The organism is Streptococcus equinus (assembly GCF_900101445.1).
GTDB lineage: Bacteria > Bacillota > Bacilli > Lactobacillales > Streptococcaceae > Streptococcus > Streptococcus equinus_B.
In genome coordinates this window covers 1,194,599-1,215,291 of the sequence record NZ_FNKE01000001.1, presented here as the reverse complement: position 1 = coordinate 1,215,291, position 20,693 = coordinate 1,194,599, and the positions used below count along the sequence as shown (strand labels likewise).

Annotated in this window: 21 protein-coding genes; 17 read left to right on the top strand and 4 right to left on the bottom strand. The window is 38.4% G+C overall.

The genetic code is table 11. From position 1 onward, the window contains the following. The first annotated feature begins 8 nt into the window (after positions 1–8). Together BLR83_RS06080 and BLR83_RS06075 are read left to right on the top strand one after the other, a co-directional pair. Positions 9–359, top strand: coding sequence for a hypothetical protein (locus BLR83_RS06080; protein ID WP_074560862.1), 351 nt, complete (start codon positions 9–11; stop codon positions 357–359). Further along, the gene (locus tag BLR83_RS06075; protein ID WP_006531991.1) at positions 352–816 is read left to right on the top strand and encodes a deoxycytidylate deaminase; all 465 of its coding nucleotides are present in this window, start codon (positions 352–354) and stop codon (positions 814–816) included. The genes BLR83_RS06080 and BLR83_RS06075 overlap by 8 nt, the downstream gene beginning before the upstream one ends. 38 nt (positions 817–854) lie before the next feature. Here BLR83_RS06075 and BLR83_RS06070 read toward each other — a convergent pair whose 3' ends face one another. After that, positions 855–1,169 carry a hypothetical protein gene (locus BLR83_RS06070; RefSeq protein ID WP_074560861.1) on the bottom strand — a complete coding sequence of 105 codons (315 nt, stop codon included), beginning with the start codon at positions 1,167–1,169 and terminating at the stop codon, positions 855–857. Positions 1,170–1,352: 183 nt separating this feature from the next. Between BLR83_RS06070 and efp the strand changes: the two genes are divergently transcribed. The 3 genes from efp (at position 1,353) to nusB (ending at position 2,803) form a co-directional block, all read left to right on the top strand. Then, a complete protein-coding gene (efp, locus tag BLR83_RS06065; RefSeq protein ID WP_074560860.1) occupies positions 1,353–1,913 on the top strand; it encodes an elongation factor P in 561 nt (186 codons plus the stop codon). Positions 1,914–1,992: 79 nt separating this feature from the next. Continuing rightward, positions 1,993–2,382, top strand: a complete 390-nt coding sequence (locus BLR83_RS06060) for an Asp23/Gls24 family envelope stress response protein (RefSeq protein WP_074560859.1) — start codon at positions 1,993–1,995, stop codon at positions 2,380–2,382. Next, positions 2,375–2,803 (top strand): transcription antitermination factor NusB, encoded by a 429-nt coding sequence (gene nusB, locus BLR83_RS06055; RefSeq protein WP_006531995.1) that lies wholly within the window; start codon positions 2,375–2,377, stop codon positions 2,801–2,803. Before BLR83_RS06060 ends, nusB begins: the two co-directional genes overlap by 8 nt. An 81-nt stretch (positions 2,804–2,884) precedes the next feature. On the opposite strand, the gene BLR83_RS06050 is transcribed toward nusB, so the two are convergent. Then, positions 2,885–3,847 (bottom strand): LacI family DNA-binding transcriptional regulator, encoded by a 963-nt coding sequence (locus BLR83_RS06050; RefSeq protein ID WP_074560858.1) that lies wholly within the window; start codon positions 3,845–3,847, stop codon positions 2,885–2,887. Between the two features lies 1 nt (position 3,848). Next, entirely contained in the window at positions 3,849–5,288 is a 1,440-nt protein-coding gene (locus tag BLR83_RS06045) for a sucrose-6-phosphate hydrolase (protein WP_074560857.1), read from the bottom strand. Positions 5,289–5,488: 200 nt separating this feature from the next. Between BLR83_RS06045 and BLR83_RS06040 the strand changes: the two genes are divergently transcribed. From BLR83_RS06040 to BLR83_RS05985, 12 genes are all read left to right on the top strand, one after another. After that, positions 5,489–7,396: a sucrose-specific PTS transporter subunit IIBC gene (locus tag BLR83_RS06040; protein WP_074560856.1), complete on the top strand. Its 1,908-nt coding sequence runs from the start codon at positions 5,489–5,491 to the stop codon at positions 7,394–7,396. A gap of 154 nt (positions 7,397–7,550) precedes the next feature. Next, positions 7,551–8,432, top strand: a complete 882-nt coding sequence (gene scrK / locus BLR83_RS06035; protein WP_074560855.1) for a fructokinase ScrK — start codon at positions 7,551–7,553, stop codon at positions 8,430–8,432. 300 nt (positions 8,433–8,732) lie between these two features. After that, entirely contained in the window at positions 8,733–11,255 is a 2,523-nt protein-coding gene (secA, locus tag BLR83_RS06030; protein WP_039696336.1) for a preprotein translocase subunit SecA, read from the top strand. Between the two features lie 95 nt (positions 11,256–11,350). After that, entirely contained in the window at positions 11,351–12,382 is a 1,032-nt protein-coding gene (locus tag BLR83_RS06025) for a 3-deoxy-7-phosphoheptulonate synthase (protein ID WP_074560854.1), read from the top strand. A gap of 3 nt (positions 12,383–12,385) precedes the next feature. After that, complete coding sequence (locus BLR83_RS06020) at positions 12,386–13,441, top strand: 3-deoxy-7-phosphoheptulonate synthase (RefSeq protein ID WP_074482524.1); 1,056 nt, start codon at positions 12,386–12,388, stop codon at positions 13,439–13,441. Positions 13,442–13,562: 121 nt separating this feature from the next. Further along, complete coding sequence (gene acpS, locus BLR83_RS06015) at positions 13,563–13,922, top strand: holo-ACP synthase (protein ID WP_006532004.1); 360 nt, start codon at positions 13,563–13,565, stop codon at positions 13,920–13,922. A gap of 67 nt (positions 13,923–13,989) precedes the next feature. Beyond that, entirely contained in the window at positions 13,990–15,096 is a 1,107-nt protein-coding gene (alr, locus tag BLR83_RS06010) for an alanine racemase (RefSeq protein ID WP_074560853.1), read from the top strand. A gap of 85 nt (positions 15,097–15,181) precedes the next feature. Continuing rightward, positions 15,182–17,197, top strand: a complete 2,016-nt coding sequence (gene recG / locus BLR83_RS06005) for an ATP-dependent DNA helicase RecG (RefSeq protein WP_074560852.1) — start codon at positions 15,182–15,184, stop codon at positions 17,195–17,197. Positions 17,198–17,913: 716 nt separating this feature from the next. After that, positions 17,914–18,381, top strand: a complete 468-nt coding sequence (locus tag BLR83_RS06000) for a hypothetical protein (protein WP_074560851.1) — start codon at positions 17,914–17,916, stop codon at positions 18,379–18,381. A gap of 56 nt (positions 18,382–18,437) precedes the next feature. After that, a complete protein-coding gene (locus tag BLR83_RS05995) occupies positions 18,438–18,905 on the top strand; it encodes a hypothetical protein (protein WP_074560850.1) in 468 nt (155 codons plus the stop codon). Positions 18,906–18,932: 27 nt separating this feature from the next. Next, a complete protein-coding gene (locus BLR83_RS05990) occupies positions 18,933–19,436 on the top strand; it encodes a DUF2975 domain-containing protein (protein WP_074560849.1) in 504 nt (167 codons plus the stop codon). Between the two features lie 10 nt (positions 19,437–19,446). After that, entirely contained in the window at positions 19,447–19,656 is a 210-nt protein-coding gene (locus tag BLR83_RS05985; RefSeq protein WP_014335241.1) for a helix-turn-helix domain-containing protein, read from the top strand. Between the two features lie 48 nt (positions 19,657–19,704). On the opposite strand, the gene BLR83_RS05980 is transcribed toward BLR83_RS05985, so the two are convergent. Then, positions 19,705–20,667, bottom strand: coding sequence for an asparaginase (locus BLR83_RS05980; protein WP_074560848.1), 963 nt, complete (start codon positions 20,665–20,667; stop codon positions 19,705–19,707). Positions 20,668–20,693: the final 26 nt, after the last annotated feature.

The window sequence follows — 20,693 nt, the reverse complement described above, 5'->3', positions numbered from 1 at the left end:
TGAATATTGTGAAATCATTGTTAAACAAAGAAAAAATTAAACTTTTCTTATCCATCTCATTATTTATAGTGCTTATTTTTATGCTAGTTGTTGATGTTATGCAAGGAAGCAGTAAGAATTATTTTATTTTGGAATTCATTGTTGTTCTTTTCTTGTCTGCATTGAGCAGCACGCATCAGTTTAGTATTAATAGTATTGCTCATTATCTCGGGTTGGGATTAGTTGGATTAACATTTTTTATTGAAGCAGCAAGTGGGATGTATAAAATTGCTTCGTATTTTTGCATGGCAATTGCTGTGATTGGACTTATTTTAATTTATCTTAAAATGCGTTTAGAAAAGGAGGAAAACAATGACTGAAAGACTTTCTTGGGAAGATTATTTTATGGCAAATGCGGAGTTGATTTCAAAACGTTCAACTTGTGATCGCGCCTTTGTCGGAGCTGTTTTGGTTAAAGATAATCGTATCATCGCTACTGGTTACAATGGTGGCGTTTCTGAAACTGATAACTGTAGCGAAGCAGGACACAAAATGGAAGACGGTCATTGTATCCGTACCGTTCACGCAGAAATGAATGCCCTTATCCAGTGTGCTAAGGAAGGCATTTCAACCAAGGGTACAGAGATTTACGTGACACATTTTCCGTGTATTAACTGTACCAAAGCGCTTCTTCAAGCAGGAATTAAGAAGATTACTTACAAAACAGCTTACCGCATGCATCCATTTGCTATCGAATTGATGAAACAAAAAGGTGTCGAATGCGTTCAGCACGATGTCCCAGAAGTGAGACTTGGCATGGATGATTTTGATGACTAATAAAAAGAGCACTCAAAAGAAGTGCTCTTTTAGTCTTTTTAGTTCAATTTATCTTTTAGAATTTTTTCGTCAATTTCGGAAGCTGGCGTCCAACCTTTTTTTAACAAATCATTGATGTAAAAGTTGTTGTATAAAATAGCAAAAGCAATGTTTAAGCCAAGGCCGATGCCAGTACCAACATTAAGACTTAGTGAGAGCATTCCTCCTAAAATCATTGCTCCAAGCATAATGCCAAGCCATTTCCAATCTTTACGGAAAAGTGGCACAAAGCAATAAAAGAATAGCGTTGTCCAGCTGAAACCAACTTTAACTTCTTTAATCTCTCCTTCTGGACTCTCAAGTTTTACTTTCATATTCAATAAATCTCCCTTTTTAAAAAATTTCTAGAGTTTTATTGTATCAAAATTGGATTTTTTTAACAATGAAGTCTAAAATAGTAGGAGAGGGTTATTCTTTTGAAACCCAAAAAGATTTGAGCCATAGCGTATTTTATGGTAAAATGAAGTGATAAATAATTTATAAGAGGTAATGAATAAATGATTGAAGCAAGTAAGCTTAGAGCAGGTATGACTTTCGTAACATCTGATGGAAAACTCATCAAAGTTCTCGAAGCAAGCCACCACAAACCAGGTAAAGGTAACACTGTTATGCGTATGAAACTCCGTGACGTACGTACTGGTTCAACATTCGATACAACTTACCGTCCAGAAGAAAAATTCGAACAAGCAATCATCGAAACACGTGCTGCACAATACCTTTACAAAATGGATGACACAGCATACTTCATGGATACTGAAAGCTACGAACAATATGAAATTCCAGTTGCTAACGTAGAACAAGAATTGCTTTACATCCTTGAAAACTCAGAAGTTAAAATCCAATTCTACGGAACTGAAGTTATCGGTGTAACTGTTCCTACAACAGTTGAATTGACAGTTACTGACACTCAACCATCAATCAAAGGTGCTACAGTTACTGGTTCTGGTAAACCTGCAACTCTTGAAACAGGTCTTGTTGTTAACGTACCAGACTTCATCGAAATCGGTCAAAAATTGGTAATCAATACGCAAGAAGGTACTTACGTATCACGTGCCTAAGCTTGCCAGTAGAGCGGGTAGAGAGGGCACCGCTCTCTTTACTTTTTAATCCTTAAATTTAATTAGAAAGGAAATGCTTATGACAACTGAAAATATCGGTGATATTGTTATTTCACCACGAGTACTAGAAGTTATCACAGGTATTGCTGCAACAAAAGTTGATGGCGTTCACTCACTTCGTAACAAAGCCATGACTGATAGTTTCAGCAAAACAGTTTTAGGTAAAGGTGTTTACCTTCAAACAGAAGAAGATGGCACAGTTAACGCTGATATCTATGTATATCTTCAATACGGTGTCAACGTTCCTGCTGTTTCAATGGCTATTCAAAAAGCTGTTAAAGCTGCAGTTTACGAAATGGCAGAAGTGACTATCTCATCTGTCAATATTCACGTTGAAGGAATTGTTCCTGAAAAAACACCAAAACCTGATTTGAAAGCATTGTTTGACGAGGATTTCTTGGATGACTAATAACTTTACAAATTCAAGACGTGACCTTCGTGAGCGTGCCTTCCAGGCACTCTTTAGCCTCGAATTTGGTGGAGAATATTTGCAAGCAGCTGAATTTGCTTACACTTATGATAAGACTGTCGAAGAAGACGAAGAAGTTCAAGTTCCAGTATTTCTTCTAAATCTTGTTAAAGGTGTTTGTGATTTGCAATCAGAACTTGATCAACAAATCGAAGCACACTTAAAATCAGGCTGGTCACTAGAGCGTTTAACACTAACTGACAAAGCTTTGCTTCGTTTAGGTCTTTATGAAGTGAAATACTTCGAAGAAACACCTGGACGTGTAGCGGTCAATGAAATCATTGAAATTGCTAAAAAATATTCAGACGAAACATCAGCAAAATTCGTCAATGGATTGTTGAGTCAGTTTGTTACTGAATAATAAATGAAAGAGAGATGCTTGTCATCTCTCTTTTTTTGTACCTAAAAAGCACAGACATAAATGCCTGTGCTTTTGTGTTTATTAGATACTGCCACCAGGAAGAAGTGAAATTGGTAGGATGTAGTCTTTGCTTGTTTTTTCGCCTTTAATATGTTTTAGGAGAATGTCCACAAGTAGACTAGCGATTTCATCGATTGGCTGACGGATAGTTGTCAATTGTGGGAAGAAGTTCTCGATAAATGACGTACCGTCGTACCCGATAATTTTCAAATCTTCAGGGATTTTTAAATCTAATTGTTTTGCGATTTTCATGGTTAAAATGGCTGTCAAATCATCGGAAACAAAGATACCATCAGGTCTAGTTCGTGCGATGATGGATTTGATTTCCATTTCGCGGCGAATTGTGGATAAGTTGTTAGGAACTTTGAAAACTTCACCGTGCGGAATTTGAAATGTAAAACCAAGGGCACGTAATTCGGTTGGTGAGTCAGTGTTATCGTGTCCGGTAATCATGATGATATTTTCGCAACCATTTTTTTGAAGGGTGCGAGCAGCTAGCTTGCCTCCTTCAAAGTTATCTGAAGCAATGATAGGAACGTTTGGGGCCAGGTTTCTATCAAAAGCAATAATAGGTGCACTGACGCGTTCGTAATCATCGATACCAAGGTTGTGACTTGATGAGATGATGCCATCTACTTGGTTAGCTTCAAGCATTTCGATGTATTCACGTTCCTTGGCAGGGTCATTTTCACTGTTGCAGATAATCGTTTTATAACCATGTTTGAATAGTTCGATTTCAAGATATTCAATCAGTTCAGAATAAAAGATATTGCTAATATTAGGAAAGATAAGTCCGATGAGTTGGGCTGATTTTCCTTGAAGTCCACGAGCGAGGTTATTAGGTTTATAGCCTAAAGTTCTCATAGCTTCTTGAACTTTTTGTTTTGTCTTTTCTGACAAATAACCTTTGTTGTTGATAACGCGTGAAACGGTTGTTGGGCTAACCCCAGCAAGTTCAGCAACGTCAGTTAATTTTGCTACCATATTAGTACTTCAAATCAAAGTATGTACCAGTAACGTCTCCAGATTTAATAGCGATGCCGTTTTGGCCAGCTTCAGAGAAGACACGGCTAGTAAATACTTTTTCTCCTTTATTGATAAAGATTTCAACGACTGAATTATCTACAAAAATATTAGCACTTGTTTCTTTCGCATCGATTGTGCATTCACGGCTTGTGCCAAATTCTGTAGCGTATTGAACACCAGCTTTACTGCGGTCAAGAATAATTTTACCGTCTTTAGTATCGACCGTCAAGCTGAGTCCATTGCCTTTGTCATCAGCAAAGAGAAGGATTTCAGATTTTTGATTTGCTGGGAAATTGAGCTCTAATTCATAAGTGTTTGTTGTTTTAGCTTTATTGGCAAATGCTTCAGAGCCAGCACGAAGTGACGTAATAGCTTCAACTGGATATTGGTAAAGTTTTCCATCTTTGATAGAAAGTTCTTTAACAAGACTTAGAGCGCCTTGATAATCGTATTTATCTGTTGGGTAATCAACATCTGGAAGTCCAATCCAGCTAACAGCTAAAGTACGTCCATCAGGGGCATTGAATCCTTGAGTGGCATAAGCTTCAAAACCGTAGTCAAGATTTTGAATGTCTGAAGCGCCAACTAATTTTGCGTTTTCTGTGTCAAACGATTGACATACTTTATAAGTATTTGGATAAATGTTGCGATAATCAAGTTCAGATTTATCAAGGCCTTGTGGGCAGTAAAGAAGAACTGGTTTATCATCAACAAAAACAAGGTTTGGACATTCAATCATGTACTCTGAACCAGTGCCACCAAAGTCGAGATTGCCAACTTCTTCCCAGTTTTCAACATTGTTATCAACTGCTTTATAAAGTTTAACAAAACCTGATTTTTCAGGGCTTTGAGCACCTACGATAGCGTAGAATTGACCTTTGTAGTTGAAGATTTGAGGGTCACGGAAGTGCTCTGTTGCGTCTTCTGGTTGGCGGATAAGAACGTCATCCATTTTAGTGATCTTGTGGTCTTTATCCATCCAAGCACCGATTTGAAGTGGGTCACGTACCCAGTTTTCGTCACGAACATTTCCTGTATAGAACAAGAAGAGTTTGTCGTCGATTTCATAGGCAGAACCAGAGTAAGCACCGTGGCTATCATTTTTAGTGTCAGGGCGAAGTTCTACATTAGTTTCATGGAAATGAACCAAGTCTTCAGATTCAGTGTGAACCCATTGTTTAAGACCGTGAGCAGCACCAAAAGGCCAATTTTGGTAGAACAATGTATATTTCCCGTTAAAGTATGAAAAGCCGTTAGGGTCATTTAATAGCCCAGTTTTTGGCTCAATGTGGTAGCTGGTATGCCAAGGTGATTGTTTCACATTTTCAGTGATTTTAGCAACCTCTTCCTCGCTCCAATCAGCGTAAGCACGGTATCGTACTTCTTGAGGTAAATTCATAATTTTCTCCTTTAGTTTATCTATCTACTATTAATATAGTAAACGTTTTCCGCCTAAAAATCAATTATTTTCCCGCAAAAAGAAAAAAATATGATAAACGCTTGACATAAAGCGTTTTTATGATAAAATGTAAATGTAGTTAAGTGAAACGCTTACAAACAAGCTTACAAAAGTAATTTTATATAAAGGAGTTTTTGCAAATGGATAACGCACAGATTGCAAAAGAGATTGTTGCTGCTTTAGGTGGCCGCGAAAACGTACGCAGTGTCGCTCACTGTGCCACACGTTTACGTGTTATGGTTGTTGATGAAGCAAAAATCGACAAAGACAAAATTGAAAATCTTGACAAAGTTCAAGGAGCTTTCTTCAACTCAGGTCAATACCAAATTATCTTTGGTACAGGTCTAGTTAACAAAATGTACGATGAAGTTGTTGCTCTTGGTTTGCCAACAGCTTCAAAAGATGAACAAAAAGCAGAAGCTGCTAAACAAGGAAACTGGTTCCAACGCGCTGTCCGTTCATTCGGTGACGTATTTGTTCCATTGCTTCCAGCTATCGTAGCGACTGGTCTTTTCATGGGTATCCGCGGAGCTATCAACAATGATACAATCCTAGGACTCTTCGGAACAACTTCTGAAGCATTCTCATCTACAAACTTCTACACATACACTGTTGTATTGACAGATACAGCCTTTGCTTTCTTCCCAGCTTTGATTTGCTGGTCTGCATTTAACGTATTTGGTGGAAGCCCAATCGTAGGTCTTGTTCTTGGACTTATGATGGTTAACAACTCACTTCCAAATGCTTGGGATGTTGCTTCAAAAGCTGCAGAACCAATTAACTTCTTTGGATTCATTCCAGTTGTTGGTTACCAAAACTCAGTTCTTCCAGCATTCTTCGTAGGTTTGCTTGGTGCGAAACTTGAAAAATGGTTGCACAAAAAAATTCCAGATGTGCTTGACCTCTTGTTGGTTCCATTCTTGACATTCTTGGTAATGTCAATCTTGGCACTCTTTGTCATTGGTCCAGTTTTCCACACTGTTGAAAACTACGTTCTTGCAGGAACTAAATTCTTGCTTAGCTTGCCATTTGGTCTTTCTGGTCTTGTTCTTGGTGGTATTCACCAAGTTATCGTGGTTACAGGTGTTCACCACATCTTCAACTTGCTTGAATCACAATTGATTGCTGCTGATGGCAAAGACCCATTCAACGCTATCATCACAGCTGCAATGACTGCCCAAGCTGGTGCAACTCTTGCTGTTGGTGTTAAAACAAAAGATGCTAAACTTAAAGCTCTTGCTTTTCCAGCTGCTCTTTCTGCAGGACTTGGTATCACAGAACCAGCTATCTTCGGTGTAAACTTGCGCTTTGGTAAACCATTTGTATTAGGTCTTGTTGCTGGTGCTTGTGGTGGTTGGTTAGCTTCAATCTTCAACCTTGCTGGTACTGGTTTTGGTATCACAATTATCCCAGGTACTCTTCTTTACTTGAACGGTCAAGTTCTTAAATACATCATCATGGTTCTTGCAACTACAGCTCTTGCCTTTGTATTGACTTACATGTTCGGTTACGAAGATGATACAAAAGATGTTAAAGCTGCTAAAGAAGCAAAAGAAGTAGCTGAAGAAGTTACTGCACTTGCTCAAGCTGGTGTTTCTGAAGAAACAGTTGTAAGCCCACTTTCAGGTCAAGCTGTTGAACTTTCTGCAGTTAATGACCCAGTCTTCTCATCAGGTGCTATGGGTAAAGGTATCGCTATTAAACCAAACGGCGACACAGTTTACTCACCAGTTGATGGTACTGTTCAACTTGCTTTTGAAACAGGTCACGCTTACGGTTTGAAATCTGACAACGGTGCTGAAATCCTTATCCACATCGGTATTGATACTGTCTCAATGGCTGGTAAAGGATTTAACCAAAAAGTTGCTGCTAACCAAAAAGTTAAAAAAGGCGATGTTCTTGGAACATTTGATCGCGCAGCTATTGCAGAAGCAGGTCTTGATGACACAACAATGATTATCGTGACAAATACAGCTGACTACCAAGAAGTAACACCAGTTGCTCAAGGTGAACTTGCTGAAGGTGTTGCATTGCTAGAACTCAAATAAGTATATATCTATAAACAAAGAGGTTCGAATGAACCTCTTTTTATATGGAGTTAAATATTGATATAATAAGCTTTACAGCACTTTTACACTTGATATATCTTTTGATTTTTTGTATAATATTTGATAGAAAACTAGCAATTAAAAGGGAGATAACATGACTAAATTATACGGTAGTGTCGAAGCAGGTGGAACAAAATTTGTTTGTGCTGTTGGTGATGAGAATTTTCAAGTTGTCGAAAAAGTTCAATTTCCAACAACAACACCTTATGAAACAATTGATAAAACAGTAGCATTCTTCAAACGTTTTGAAGAAGATTTGGCAGGGATTGCTATTGGTTCATTCGGACCAATCGATGTTGATGAAAACTCAAAAACATACGGTTACATCACAACAACTCCAAAACCACATTGGGCTAACGTTGACTTGGTTGGCTTGATTTCAAAACACTTTAAAGTCCCATTTTACTTTACAACTGACGTAAACAGCTCTGCTTACGGTGAAACAATCGTTCGTAAAGGCGTTAAGAGTCTTGTTTATTACACAATCGGTACTGGTATTGGTGCTGGAGCTATTCAAAACGGTCAATTTATCGGTGGTCTTGGTCATACAGAAGCAGGTCACGTATACGTTGCTCCACACCCACAAGATGTTGCTAAAAACTTTAATGGTGTTTGCCCATTCCACAAAGGTTGCTTGGAAGGTATGGCAGCAGGTCCATCACTTGAAGCACGTACAGGTATCCGTGGTGAATTGATTGAACTTAATTCTGATGTTTGGGATGTTCAAGCTTACTACATTGCACAAGCTGCTGTTCAAGCAACACTTCTTTATCGTCCAGAAGTGATTGTCTTTGGTGGTGGTGTTATGGCACAAGAACACATGCTAAAACGTGTTCGTGATAAATTTAAAGCGTTGATGAACGATTATGTTCCAGTTCCAGATGTTACAGAATATATCGTGACACCAGGTGTGGCTGAAAATGGTTCTGCGACTCTTGGTAACTTTGCTTTGGCTAAGAAAGTTTCAGAACGTTAATCGCTTGATTAACAAAATGTTAGCGAGATTGAGGAAAAGTCCATTTGGGATGATTCTTCAATCTTTTTTTACGCTGACAATTCCTTGTGAATTACAGTGCTTTCTTGTTGTTAAGGTGAAAAAAGAGTATAATCGTAGCAGGTGAAATACTCAGAAAATACTAAGAATGATATTAATATAAAACTAAAATATCAAGGCATTTTTATCGCTTGTAGAAGAGAGCTGCAATGGTAGCGCATTCTTGTAATAGAGCGCTTTTTATGATAAAATGTGATGATAAGTTTATCGAAAGGAATTGGGATGGCAAATATTCTACGAACTGTTATCGAAAACGATAAAGGCGAATTAAGAAAATTAGAAAAAATTGCAAAGAAAGTTGAGTCATACGCTGATGCGATGGCTGCTTTGTCTGATGAAGAATTAAAAGCAAAAACACCAGAATTTCAACAACGATATCAAAATGGTGAAACCTTAGATCAATTATTGCCAGAAGCTTTTGCGGTTGTTCGTGAAGCGGCTAAACGTGTTCTTGGTCTTTACCCATACCGTGTCCAAATCATGGGTGGTATTGTAATGCACAATGGTGACGTGCCTGAAATGCGTACTGGTGAAGGTAAAACATTGACTGCGACTATGCCAGTTTACCTTAACGCCCTTGCTGGTGAAGGGGTTCACGTTATCACAGTCAACGAATACCTTGCAACACGTGACGCAACTGAAATGGGTGAAGTCTACAGTTGGTTGGGACTTTCTGTAGGGATCAACTTGTCTGCAAAATCACCATATGAAAAACGTGAAGCCTACAACTGTGATATCACTTATTCTACAAACTCAGAAATCGGTTTTGACTACCTTCGTGATAACATGGTTGTTCGTCAAGAAGATATGGTTCAACGTCCACTAAACTTTGCTTTAGTCGATGAAGTTGACTCAGTTTTGATTGATGAAGCAAGAACACCTTTGATTGTTTCAGGTCAAGTAACTTCAGAAACAAGCCAACTTTACGTTCGTGCTGATAAATTCGTTAAGACTCTTGAAAGTGTTGATTACGTCATCGATGTACCAACAAAAACAATCGGCCTAACTGACAGTGGTATCGACAAAGCTGAAGAATATTTCCGCTTGGAAAATCTTTACGATTTGGAAAATGTTGCCTTAACACACTACATTGATAACGCTCTTCGTGCTAACTACATCATGCTTTTGGATATTGACTATGTGGTTAGTGAAAATGGCGAAATCTTAATCGTCGACCAATTTACAGGTCGTACAATGGAAGGTCGTCGTTTCTCTGATGGTTTGCACCAAGCCATTGAAGCTAAAGAAGGCGTGCGCATTCAGGAAGAATCTAAGACAAGTGCCTCAATTACTTACCAAAACATGTTCCGTATGTACAAAAAATTGGCAGGTATGACTGGTACAGCGAAAACTGAAGAAGAGGAATTCCGTGAAGTTTACAACATGCGCATTATTCCAATTCCAACAAACCGACCAGTAGCACGTATTGACCATCCAGATTTGTTGTACCCAACACTTGCTTCTAAATTCCGAGCAGTAGTGGAAGATGTTAAACGTCGTCATGCTAAAGGTCAACCTGTCTTGGTTGGTACGGTTGCCGTTGAAACATCAGACCTTATTTCTAAAAAATTGGTTGAAGCTGGTATTCCACACGAAGTATTGAATGCTAAAAACCACTTTAAAGAAGCTCAAATCATCATGAACGCTGGTCAACGTGGTGCGGTTACAATCGCAACCAACATGGCTGGTCGTGGTACAGATATCAAACTTGGCGAAGGGGTTCGTGAACTTGGTGGTCTTTGTGTTATCGGTACAGAACGTCACGAAAGCCGTCGTATCGATAATCAGCTTCGTGGACGTGCAGGTCGTCAAGGTGACCCAGGTGAATCACAATTCTATCTATCACTTGAAGATGATTTGATGCGTCGTTTCGGTTCAGACCGTATCAAAGCTTTCCTTGATCGCATGAACCTTGATGAAGAAGAAGCAGTCATCAAATCTAAGATGCTCACACGTCAAGTGGAATCAGCTCAAAAACGTGTTGAAGGTAATAACTATGATATGCGTAAACAAGTCCTTCAATACGATGATGTGATGCGTGAACAACGTGAAATCATTTATGCTGAACGTCACGATGTTATCACAGCAGACCGTGATTTGGCACCTGAAATCAAAGCAATGATTAAACGTACAATTAATCGTGCTGTTGATGCACACAGCCGTGCAGACCGCGAAGAAGGTATCAAGGCTATCTTGAATTTTGCTAAATCAAACTTGGTTGCGGAAGATTCTATTAAACTAGCTGACCTTGAAAATCTAGATTTTGAAGAAATCAAAGAAGAACTTTACAAACGTGCTTTGGCAGTTTACGATGCTCAAATCGCTAAACTTCATGATGAAGAAGCTGTTAAAGAATTCCAAAAAGTTTTGATTTTGATGGTTGTGGATAACAAGTGGACAGACCACATTGATGCTCTTGATCAATTGCGTCAATCTGTTGGTTTGCGTGGATACGCTCAAAATAACCCTGTTGTTGAATACCAATCAGAAGGTTTCCGTATGTTCCAAGCTATGATTGGTGCTATTGAATTCGACGTGACACGTACAATGATGAAAGCACAAATTCACCAACAAGAACGTGAACGCTCAACAGAACGTGCAACAACTATGGCTGAAAAGAATATCTCTGCTCAACATGTTCAAGCACAATCTGATATCGATTACTCTAACGTTAAACGTAACGATTTGTGCCCATGTGGATCAGGTAAAAAATTCAAAAATTGCCACGGTCGCAAACATTTTTAAAAAAGACAACAGAAAATTCTGACAATTTATTGAAAAACCTCTTGAAAATGGTATAATATATGAAATCTTAACTAATTTCAGGAGAGGGAAAATATATGTCATTTAAAGCAACAAGTAAAAAGATTAATTTCGATGCTCTTAAAGAAGAATCAAAATTAACTGGTGACGTTCTAGCTAAAAAAGAAGCTCGTGATCGCGAACTAGAAGCTATCATTAAAGGTGAAGATGACCGAGTTCTTTTGGTCATCGGCCCTTGCTCATCTGATAATGAAGATGCTGTGCTTGAATACGCTCGTCGTTTGGCTAAACTTCAAGAAGAAGTCAAAGATCGTGTCTTTATGGTAATGCGTGTCTACACAGCAAAACCACGTACGAATGGTGATGGTTATAAAGGTTTGATGCACCAACCTGATACATCAGAAGCACCAAGCTTGATTAACGGTATTAAAGCCGTTCGTCACCTTCACTATCGCGTGATTTCAGAGACTGGCTTAACAACAGCAGATGAAATGCTTTATCCGGAAAATCTTCCATTGGTAGATGATTTGGTTTCTTATATTGCTGTTGGTGCGCGTTCAGTTGAAGATCAACAACACCGCTTTGTTGCTTCAGGCATTAGTGTCCCAACAGGGATGAAAAATCCTACTTCAGGTAACTTGAATGTGATGTTTAACGGTATCTATGCCGCTCAAAATAAACAATCATTCTTGTTTAACGGTGAAGAAGTAGAAACATCTGGTAATCCATTTGCACATGCTATCCTTCGTGGTGCACTTAACGAATACGGTAAAAATGTGCCAAACTATTACTACGATAATGTCATCGATACTATCGAACAATACGAAAAAATGGGACTTGAAAATCCATTTATCATTATCGATACTAACCATGACAACTCAGGAAAACAATATTTAGAACAAGTTCGTATTGTCCGTCAAACATTGATTAACCGTGATTGGAATGAAAAAATCAATAAATACGTTCGTGGTTTCATGATTGAATCATACTTGGAAGACGGACGTCAAGACAAACCTGAAGTCTTTGGTAAATCAATCACAGACCCATGTCTTGGTTGGGATAATACTGAAAAACTTGTTCACGAAATTTACGATACACTAGGTAAATAATTTATGGGAATACATCAAAAGAGTGCAACGATTGATATTGCACAAGTCAAAGAACTATCAAAACTAGAAGGTGATTTTCTTGCTAAGAAAAAAGCGCGTGATGCTGAATTGGCAAAAATCATCAAAGGTGAAGATGACCGTATTCTCTTGGTCATCGGTCCATGCTCGTCTGATAATGAAGATGCTGTACTTGAATACGCTCATCGTTTAGCGAAAATTCAAGAAGAAGTGAAAGATAAGATTTTCATTGTCATGCGTGTTTATACAGCAAAACCGCGTACAAATGGTGATGGTTATAAAGGGTTGATGCATCAGCCTGATACGTCAAAACTTCCAGATTTGATTAACGGTGTTGCTGCTGTTCGTCATTTGCATTATCGTGTCATCACAGAAACTGGTTTGACAACTGCAGATGAGATGTTGTATCCTGATAACCTTACCTTGGTAGATGATTTGGTGTCATATCATGCTATTGGAGCTCGTTCGGTTGAAGACCAAGAGCATCGTTTTGTTGCCTCTGGAATTGATGCCCCTGCAGGGATGAAAAATCCAACATCTGGTAATTTGAATGTGATGTTTAACGGTATTTATGCCGCACAAAACAAACAAAACTTCATCTACCATAATGCAGAAGTTGAAACTGATGGTAATCCATTGGCGCATGCTATTCTTCGTGGTGCACTAACTGAGCATGGCGAAAATGTGCCAAACTACTATTATGACGACTTGTTGAAAGCAATTGCTCATTACGAAAAAATGGGACTTGAAAATCCATTTATCGTTATCGATACGAACCATGACAATTCTGGTAAGCAATATCTTGAACAAATCCGTATTGTACGTCAAACATTGATTAATCGCGACTGGAGTGATAAAATTAACAAGTATGTACGTGGATTCATGATTGAATCTTACTTGGAAGATGGTCGCCAAGATACACCAGAGGTATTTGGAAAATCGATCACAGACCCATGTCTAGGATGGGATAAAACTGAAAAATTGATTCGTGAAATCCATGCAACCTTAAGTCATGATTCTTATGAGGAATTGCTATTCTAATTAATTGAATAACCTATGGGGCTGGGGATTTTTCTCAGCTCCTTAGTTTTGGAAATCATTAAGCGATTAAGCTGATAAGAGTTTTGATTTGGTTTAAAATCGTTTTTCACAAAGGAGACGTATGATTATTGGTCATGGCATTGACTTGCAAGAAATAGATGCAATCAAGCGAGCGTATGAGAAGAATAATAGATTTGCAAAGCGCGTGCTGACAGAAAAAGAATTTCAAGTTTTTTCAGGTTTTAAGGCTGAGAAAAGGCAAATGGAATTTTTGGCAGGGCGTTGGGCTGCAAAAGAAGCTTTCGCTAAGGCGATGGGAACTGGAATTGGGACACTTGGTTTTCAAGATATTGAAATTTTGAACAATCAGCTTGGTGCTCCTGAGATTACCCAGTCACCGTTTACGGGTAGATGCTTTATCTCACTTTCTCATACGGGGAATCTTGTGCAAGCCAGTGTTATCTTAGAAGATGATGAGTAACAAGTTTTTTGAAAACTGAAAAGTAGGATTAATCGAGAAATTTTTTACTAGCTTTGGAGGAGAAAAAATGATTTCAAGTTTACACCGACCAACAAGAGCCTTAATTGATTTAGGGGCTATTTGTGATAATATTGAGGCGGTTAAAGCTAATATTCCAGAAGGGAAAAAAGCCTTTGCGGTTGTTAAAGCTAATGCTTATGGACATGGTGCTAAAAAAGTTGCACAAGCAGTGCATCACTTAGTTGACGGTTTTTGTGTGTCAAATGTCGATGAAGCTCTTGAACTTCGTGAAGCAGGTATTGAAGAAACAATCTTAATCTTAGGTGTTATTATGCCTAATGAAGTTGCTCTAGCGCGTGATTATGACATTACCTTAACAGTGGCTAGTCAAGAATGGCTTGATTTGGCAAATGAGCAAGACATCAGTCTTAAAGGGGTTAACGTTCATTTGAAAGTTGATTCTGGTATGGGACGTATTGGTGTGCGTAGTCTTGAAGAAGCTGAAAGCTTAATGGCTAACTTGAAAAAAGCTGGCGCTAATGTGGAAGGTATCTTCACTCACTTTGCTACAGCCGATGAAGCTGATGACACTAAATTTAACGAACAATTGGCATTCTTCACAAATATTGTTAACAACTTGAGTGAAAAACCTGCTCTTGTTCATGCTAGTAACTCAGCAACAAGTATCTGGCACAGCGAAACAATCTTCAATATCGTTCGTCTTGGTATCGTGATGTACGGATTGAATCCAAGTGGAACAGATATTGCTCTTCCATATCCGATTAAACCAGCTCTTGGCTTGGAATCAGCTCTTGTTCACGTGAAGACAATTCCAGCTGGTGCGACTGTTGGTTACGGTGCAACTTATAAAGCTCAAAAAGAAGAATACATTGCGACTGTTCCAATTGGTTATGCTGATGGATGGACTCGTGATTTGCAAGGCTTCTCAGTTCTTGTGAATGGACAATTTTGTGAAATCGTTGGGCGCGTGTCAATGGACCAAATCACTATTCGCTTACCAGAAAAATTCCCAATCGGAACTAAAGTAACTTTGATTGGTCAAGAAGGTGACAAGGTTATTTCAGCTACTGACTTGGCTCAAAAACGTGGTACTATCAATTATGAAGTGCTCTGTCTTCTAAGTGACCGTATCCCACGTTTCTATTCAAAATAAGATAAAAAGGATTCTAGATTGTCGTGATTTTCTTGCGGCGATTTAGAATCTATTTTTTGTTATAATAGTAGCAAAGTGAGGTCTTATGAATTTACAATCATCAATTGAGGAATTGAAAGGCTTAGGTCCTAAGTCGGCAGAAAAATTCCATAAATTAGACATTTATACGATTGAGGATTTGTTGCTTTATTATCCTTTTCGTTATGAAGATTTTAAGAGCAAGAGTGTTTTAGATTTAGTTGACGGGGAAAAAGCTGTTATTGTTGGAACAGTGGTAACACCAGCAAATGTTCAGTATTATGGCTATAAGCGTAATCGACTGTCTTTTAAAATCAAACAAGGCGAAGCCGTTATTGCAGTATCTTTTTTCAATCAGCCTTATTTGGCAGATAAAGTTGAGCTTGGCAGTGATGTGGCGATTTTCGGAAAATGGGATGCTCTAAAATCAGCAGTGACTGGTATGAAGATTTTAGCGCAGGTTGAAGATGATATGCAGCCTGTTTATCGTGTGGCGCAGGGTATTTCGCAAAATGCTTTGATTAAAGCTATAAAAGCCGCTTTTGCTCTAGGAGCACAAAATTGGTTGCCTGAGAATCTACCCCAAGTTTTCTTGGATAAATACCGTTTATTAGGTCGAGCAAGAGCAACAGAAGCTATGCATTTTCCAAAGGATTTAGCAGAATACAAACAAGCCCTTCGTCGCATAAAGTTTGAAGAACTTTTTTATTTTCAAATGAATCTGCAAGCTTTGAAGGCAGATAATAAATCAGAAGCTAACGGTCTTATGATTGCATACGATGAGCAAAAAGTGGCTGATAAGATAGCGAGTCTCCCTTTTGATTTAACGGGTGGGCAAAAGCGCAGCCTTAGTGATATTTTGTCTGATATGCGCTCTGGTGGGCATATGAACCGTCTTTTGCAAGGGGATGTTGGTTCTGGTAAGACAGTGGTTGCAAGTCTTGCTATGTATGCGGCTTATACGGCAGGCTATCAGTCAGCCTTGATGGTGCCAACAGAAATCTTGGCAGAACAACATTTCGAGAGTTTAACGCAGCTGTTTCCTGACTTATCCATTGCTATCTTGACGTCAGGTATGAAGGCAGCTAATAAAAAAGCCGCTCTTGCTGCGATTGCGGATGGTTCTGTGGATATGATTGTGGGAACGCATGCGCTGATTCAAGATGCGGTGAGTTACCATCGTCTTGGACTTGTTATTACAGATGAGCAGCACCGATTCGGGGTCAATCAGCGTCGTATTTTCCGTGAAAAAGGCGAAAATCCTGATGTGTTCATGATGACAGCGACGCCTATTCCACGTACGCTTGCCATTACTGCTTTTGGTGAAATGGATGTTTCCATTATTGATGAATTGCCTGCAGGGCGAAAACCAATTATCACACGCTGGGTCAAGCATGAGCAGTTGGATGTTGTCCTTGACTGGGTCAAAAAAGAATTGCAAAAAGGTGCGCAAGCTTACGTCATTTCACCTTTGATTGAGGAATCTGAATCTCTGGATTTGAAAAATGCGATTGCTTTGCATGAAGATTTGTCTGATTATTTTGCAGGATGTGCCAAGGTGGCTTTGATGCATGGTCGTATGAAAAATGAAGAAAAAGAAACTATCATGCAAGACTTTAAAGCTCAAAAAAGTCAAGTTCTGGTTTCAACGACGGTGATTGAAGTTGGGGTCAATGTGCCAAATGCAACCATCATGATTATCATGGATGCTGATCGTTTTGGACTTAGTCAGCTACACCAGCTGCGCGGACGTGTTGGGCGTGGTGATAAGCAATCTTATGCGATTTTGGTTGCTAATCCAAAGACCGAGACAGGAAAAAAACGCATGAAAATCATGACAGAAACCACAGATGGTTTTGTGCTGGCTGAAGCTGACCTTAAAATGCGTGGGTCTGGTGAAATTTTCGGAACACGACAATCGGGAATTCCAGAATTTCAAGTGGCAGATATTGTGGAAGATTATAATATTTTAGAAGAAGCTAGGCGAGTTGCTAGTCAGATTGTTTCAAATCCAAATTGGCGCCAAGAACCACAATGGCAAATCATCACTCAAAACCTCAAAGACAAAGGTAACTTTGATTAAGGATCCATTGAGATGCAGACAAATCTGTTTTTAGCTTTACATCAAATGGTTTGCAAGCTTCGCTCCTAACAAAAGGAGACTTTCCGCCGTGGTGAAAGTGGCTGTAATATTTAGAATAAGCCACCGGGAAGTTTTGAGACCTTGGGCTCAAAACTTAGGCATGGAATTCTGCAGGAATTCGCTGCCGACCACACCACTTAAGGAAAGTATCAAAAAAGACTTTTTCTTGAATCTAAGGAAAGCTTAAGCTTTCCTTTTTATAATGGCTTTACCAAATGAAAGATGAGGTAAGCTTATGATAATAAACGTAACTTATAAGATGACATTTGCTAAAAAAGTTGATGAGAAACCAGCTTACGGTAAGTAGGCTGATAAAAGAGGAATCTTTTTTGATAAATGCTATGGCAGTAAAATCCTTAAAAGACATAAGACCATAGTGATAATTGGCTCAGTCGAATGCGACTGGGCTTTTTTTAGTGGCATTTGCTAGGGAAAATCCTTGATTTTAGATAAAATTCTTAAAAATTACGCAAAAAAATAAAAAAATATCGATTTTCGATAAAAAAGTGTTGCAAAACGAAAAACTTGTGGTATACTAAATATATCGAAAAACGATAAAAGATTTTCGAAAAAGAATAATTTAATATCGCAAAACGGATTTAACAATTGAGCTCAACCATAAATCCAATAGGAAAACATTTTTTAGGAGATTTATCATGAACACAAAAACTATCGAAAACATCGTCAAAACAGTCGCTAAAGTTGCTATCAATCTTACAAATGTTGTTTTAGTCTTAACAATCCTTGCGGATTTGGTCTCACATGTTTACGGATACGATACTAAAGCCGTTGGACAATACGGTGTGATTGAATGGGCAGTCGGAAAAGATACAAACACTTGGCTAGTAACAGCACTGACAATCTTGACAAACAGTGCCATGATTTACGGATTGGCAAAACTCAAACATTTCATTGCAAACTTCACTGTAAAAGAAGTACTAGCTGACAAAACATACCGCTTCTTAAAACAAGCAAGTCTCTACACATTCTTTGTATCATTTCTTCAAAACTTTTTATCAACATCAATGCACCAAGCTCAACTTGTTTTTGATTTTTCAATTTGTGCTTATTTCTGCCTTGCTTTTCTACTTGTTAAATACCTACGTGGACGTCACGTGGCCTAACCCAAGAATCATTGTCATTTTACCAATTATCAATTAACTTTAAGAGGAGATTTATCATGAACACAAAAACTATCGAAACTGCTGCTAAAACTATTGCTAAAATTGCTATCAATATCACTATTGTGAGTCTTGTTTTAATCATTCTTGCTGACTTTGCTTCACATTTTTACGGTTACGATAAAATGGCCCTCGGTCAATACGGTATGATTGAGTGGGCAATTAGCAAGAGCCAACATACTTGGGGCATTACATTTTTGACTTGTCTGGTAAATGGTGCCATTATTTACGGACTTACTAAATTAAAAGGTTTACTTTCTGATTTGACAGTTGTTGATATTCTTTCAGACCGAACTTATAGCTTTTTGAAAAAAGCAACTCTTTACACATTTGTGGTATCAGTTTTCCAAAACATCTTGACAAATGCTTCTAATACAAGTAATATGACAGTTGACTTTTCAGTTTTTGGCTTTTTGGCCCTTGCTGTTGTGATTAGTAAATGGCTTCGCACTCGTCGCTTAGCTTAACGTGAAAATAATTTTAAGGAGACAATCATGAAGAAAACAAACTATAAAGCGTTGAAAGTTGCCAATGTTGTGATTAATATTGCAATCGTCTTAATCGTTTTATCTACAGTAGTTGCTATTTCTCTTTCGTTGACACAACCACATTTGAACTTGATGAATCAAGCTGGAGATGGTTTTTCATTTGATGTTAATATTCCAGAAAAGCTTTTGCATTCACCATCATTTCTTAGTTTGTTTGCTGTAAATTCATGCCTTTGGATTGCGCTCCTTGTTTTTGTGAAAATGTTTTTCAAAAATATTATCGATAATAATATTTTTACTCCAGAAAATGTAAAATTGGCACGTTATGTTGAGTACAATTTTATTGCCCTTGCATTTTTAGATAGTTGGTTCCAAAGTTTGTGTTCTGGTTCAGGAGTTTTATCTTTTGTTAACTGGGCTTATCTAGTAGCGGCATTTGTTGTTTGGGTATTTTCAATGATTTTAAGAGAAGCTAATGTCATTGCTGAAGAAAATGAATTTACAATTTAGAGGTAGTCATATGATTCAAATTAATCTTGATGTTGAATTAGCAAAACGTAAAATGAAATCAGGTGAATTGGCTGAACGCATCGGTATTACAAATGCCAATCTCTCTATCCTAAAAACAGGTAAAGCAAAGGCGGTTCGCTTAACGACACTAGATGCGATTTGTCGTGAGTTAGGCTGCCAACCTGGTGATATTTTAGAATACATTCCTGATGAAGAGTAATAAAAAAGCTGAAGCAATTGCTTCAGCTTTTTAGCGTTAATCAGGTGATTAACCTTCGATATATTCTTTTAATTCTTGTCCTTTTAGACCTGCATTTAAAGCGATGAGAAGTTTTAGGCGGGCTTTTTGTGCATTGAGTTCTTTGACAAACATAACGCCAGCATTAGCTAGTTGCACACCGCCTCCGTCGTAGGCATAAACAGGTTCAGCAATACCATTAAAGCAACGTGAGACAAGAACAACAGGAACCCCTTGCTTGATGAGGTCATAGATTTCTTCGGCAGCGCGTGGTGGCATGTTTCCAGCACCAAGTGCTTCGATGACCACACCTTGAACATTGCTTGGATTAAGGAAACTAATGATACCATCGCCACCCATACCAGCATAGGCTCTGATAATTGGAACAGTACCTGAAATATCTTGTAAGTCAAAACGAACACGTGGCTCAGCTGTTCGGAAGAAGAGAATATCGTGTTTCATGATGATGCCTAACGGTCCGTGGATTGGTGTTTTAAAGGTTGAAACGTTAGTAGTGTGAGTTTTTGTTACGTATTTTGCAGCGTGGATTTCATCGTTCATGACCACTAAAACGCCTTTACCAACTGCTTTTTCGTGGCTAGCAACACGAAGGGCGCTGAGGTAATTGTAAACGCCGTCACTTCCTAGTTCATTTGATGAGCGCATGGCACCAGTGAGAACGATTGGGATGTTAGGAACTTCCATGGTATCAAGGAAATAAGCTGTTTCTTCAAGGGTATCTGTTCCGTGAGTGATAACCACACCATCAAAGTTGTCAGCTTCCTCTTTAATTTTTTGATAGAGTTTTAACATGTGTTTTGGTGTGATGTGAGGACTTGGAACATTAAAAAAATCAAGTGCTGTCACTTGGATATTATCGAGATTAACACCGACATGATTCATCGGATTATCATTTTCTGGGCGGACATGGCCAGCTTCGTCAGCCTGCATTGAAATGGTTCCACCCGTGTGCAAGACAAGGATTTTTTTCATGACAATAAAACTTCCTTTTAAAAATG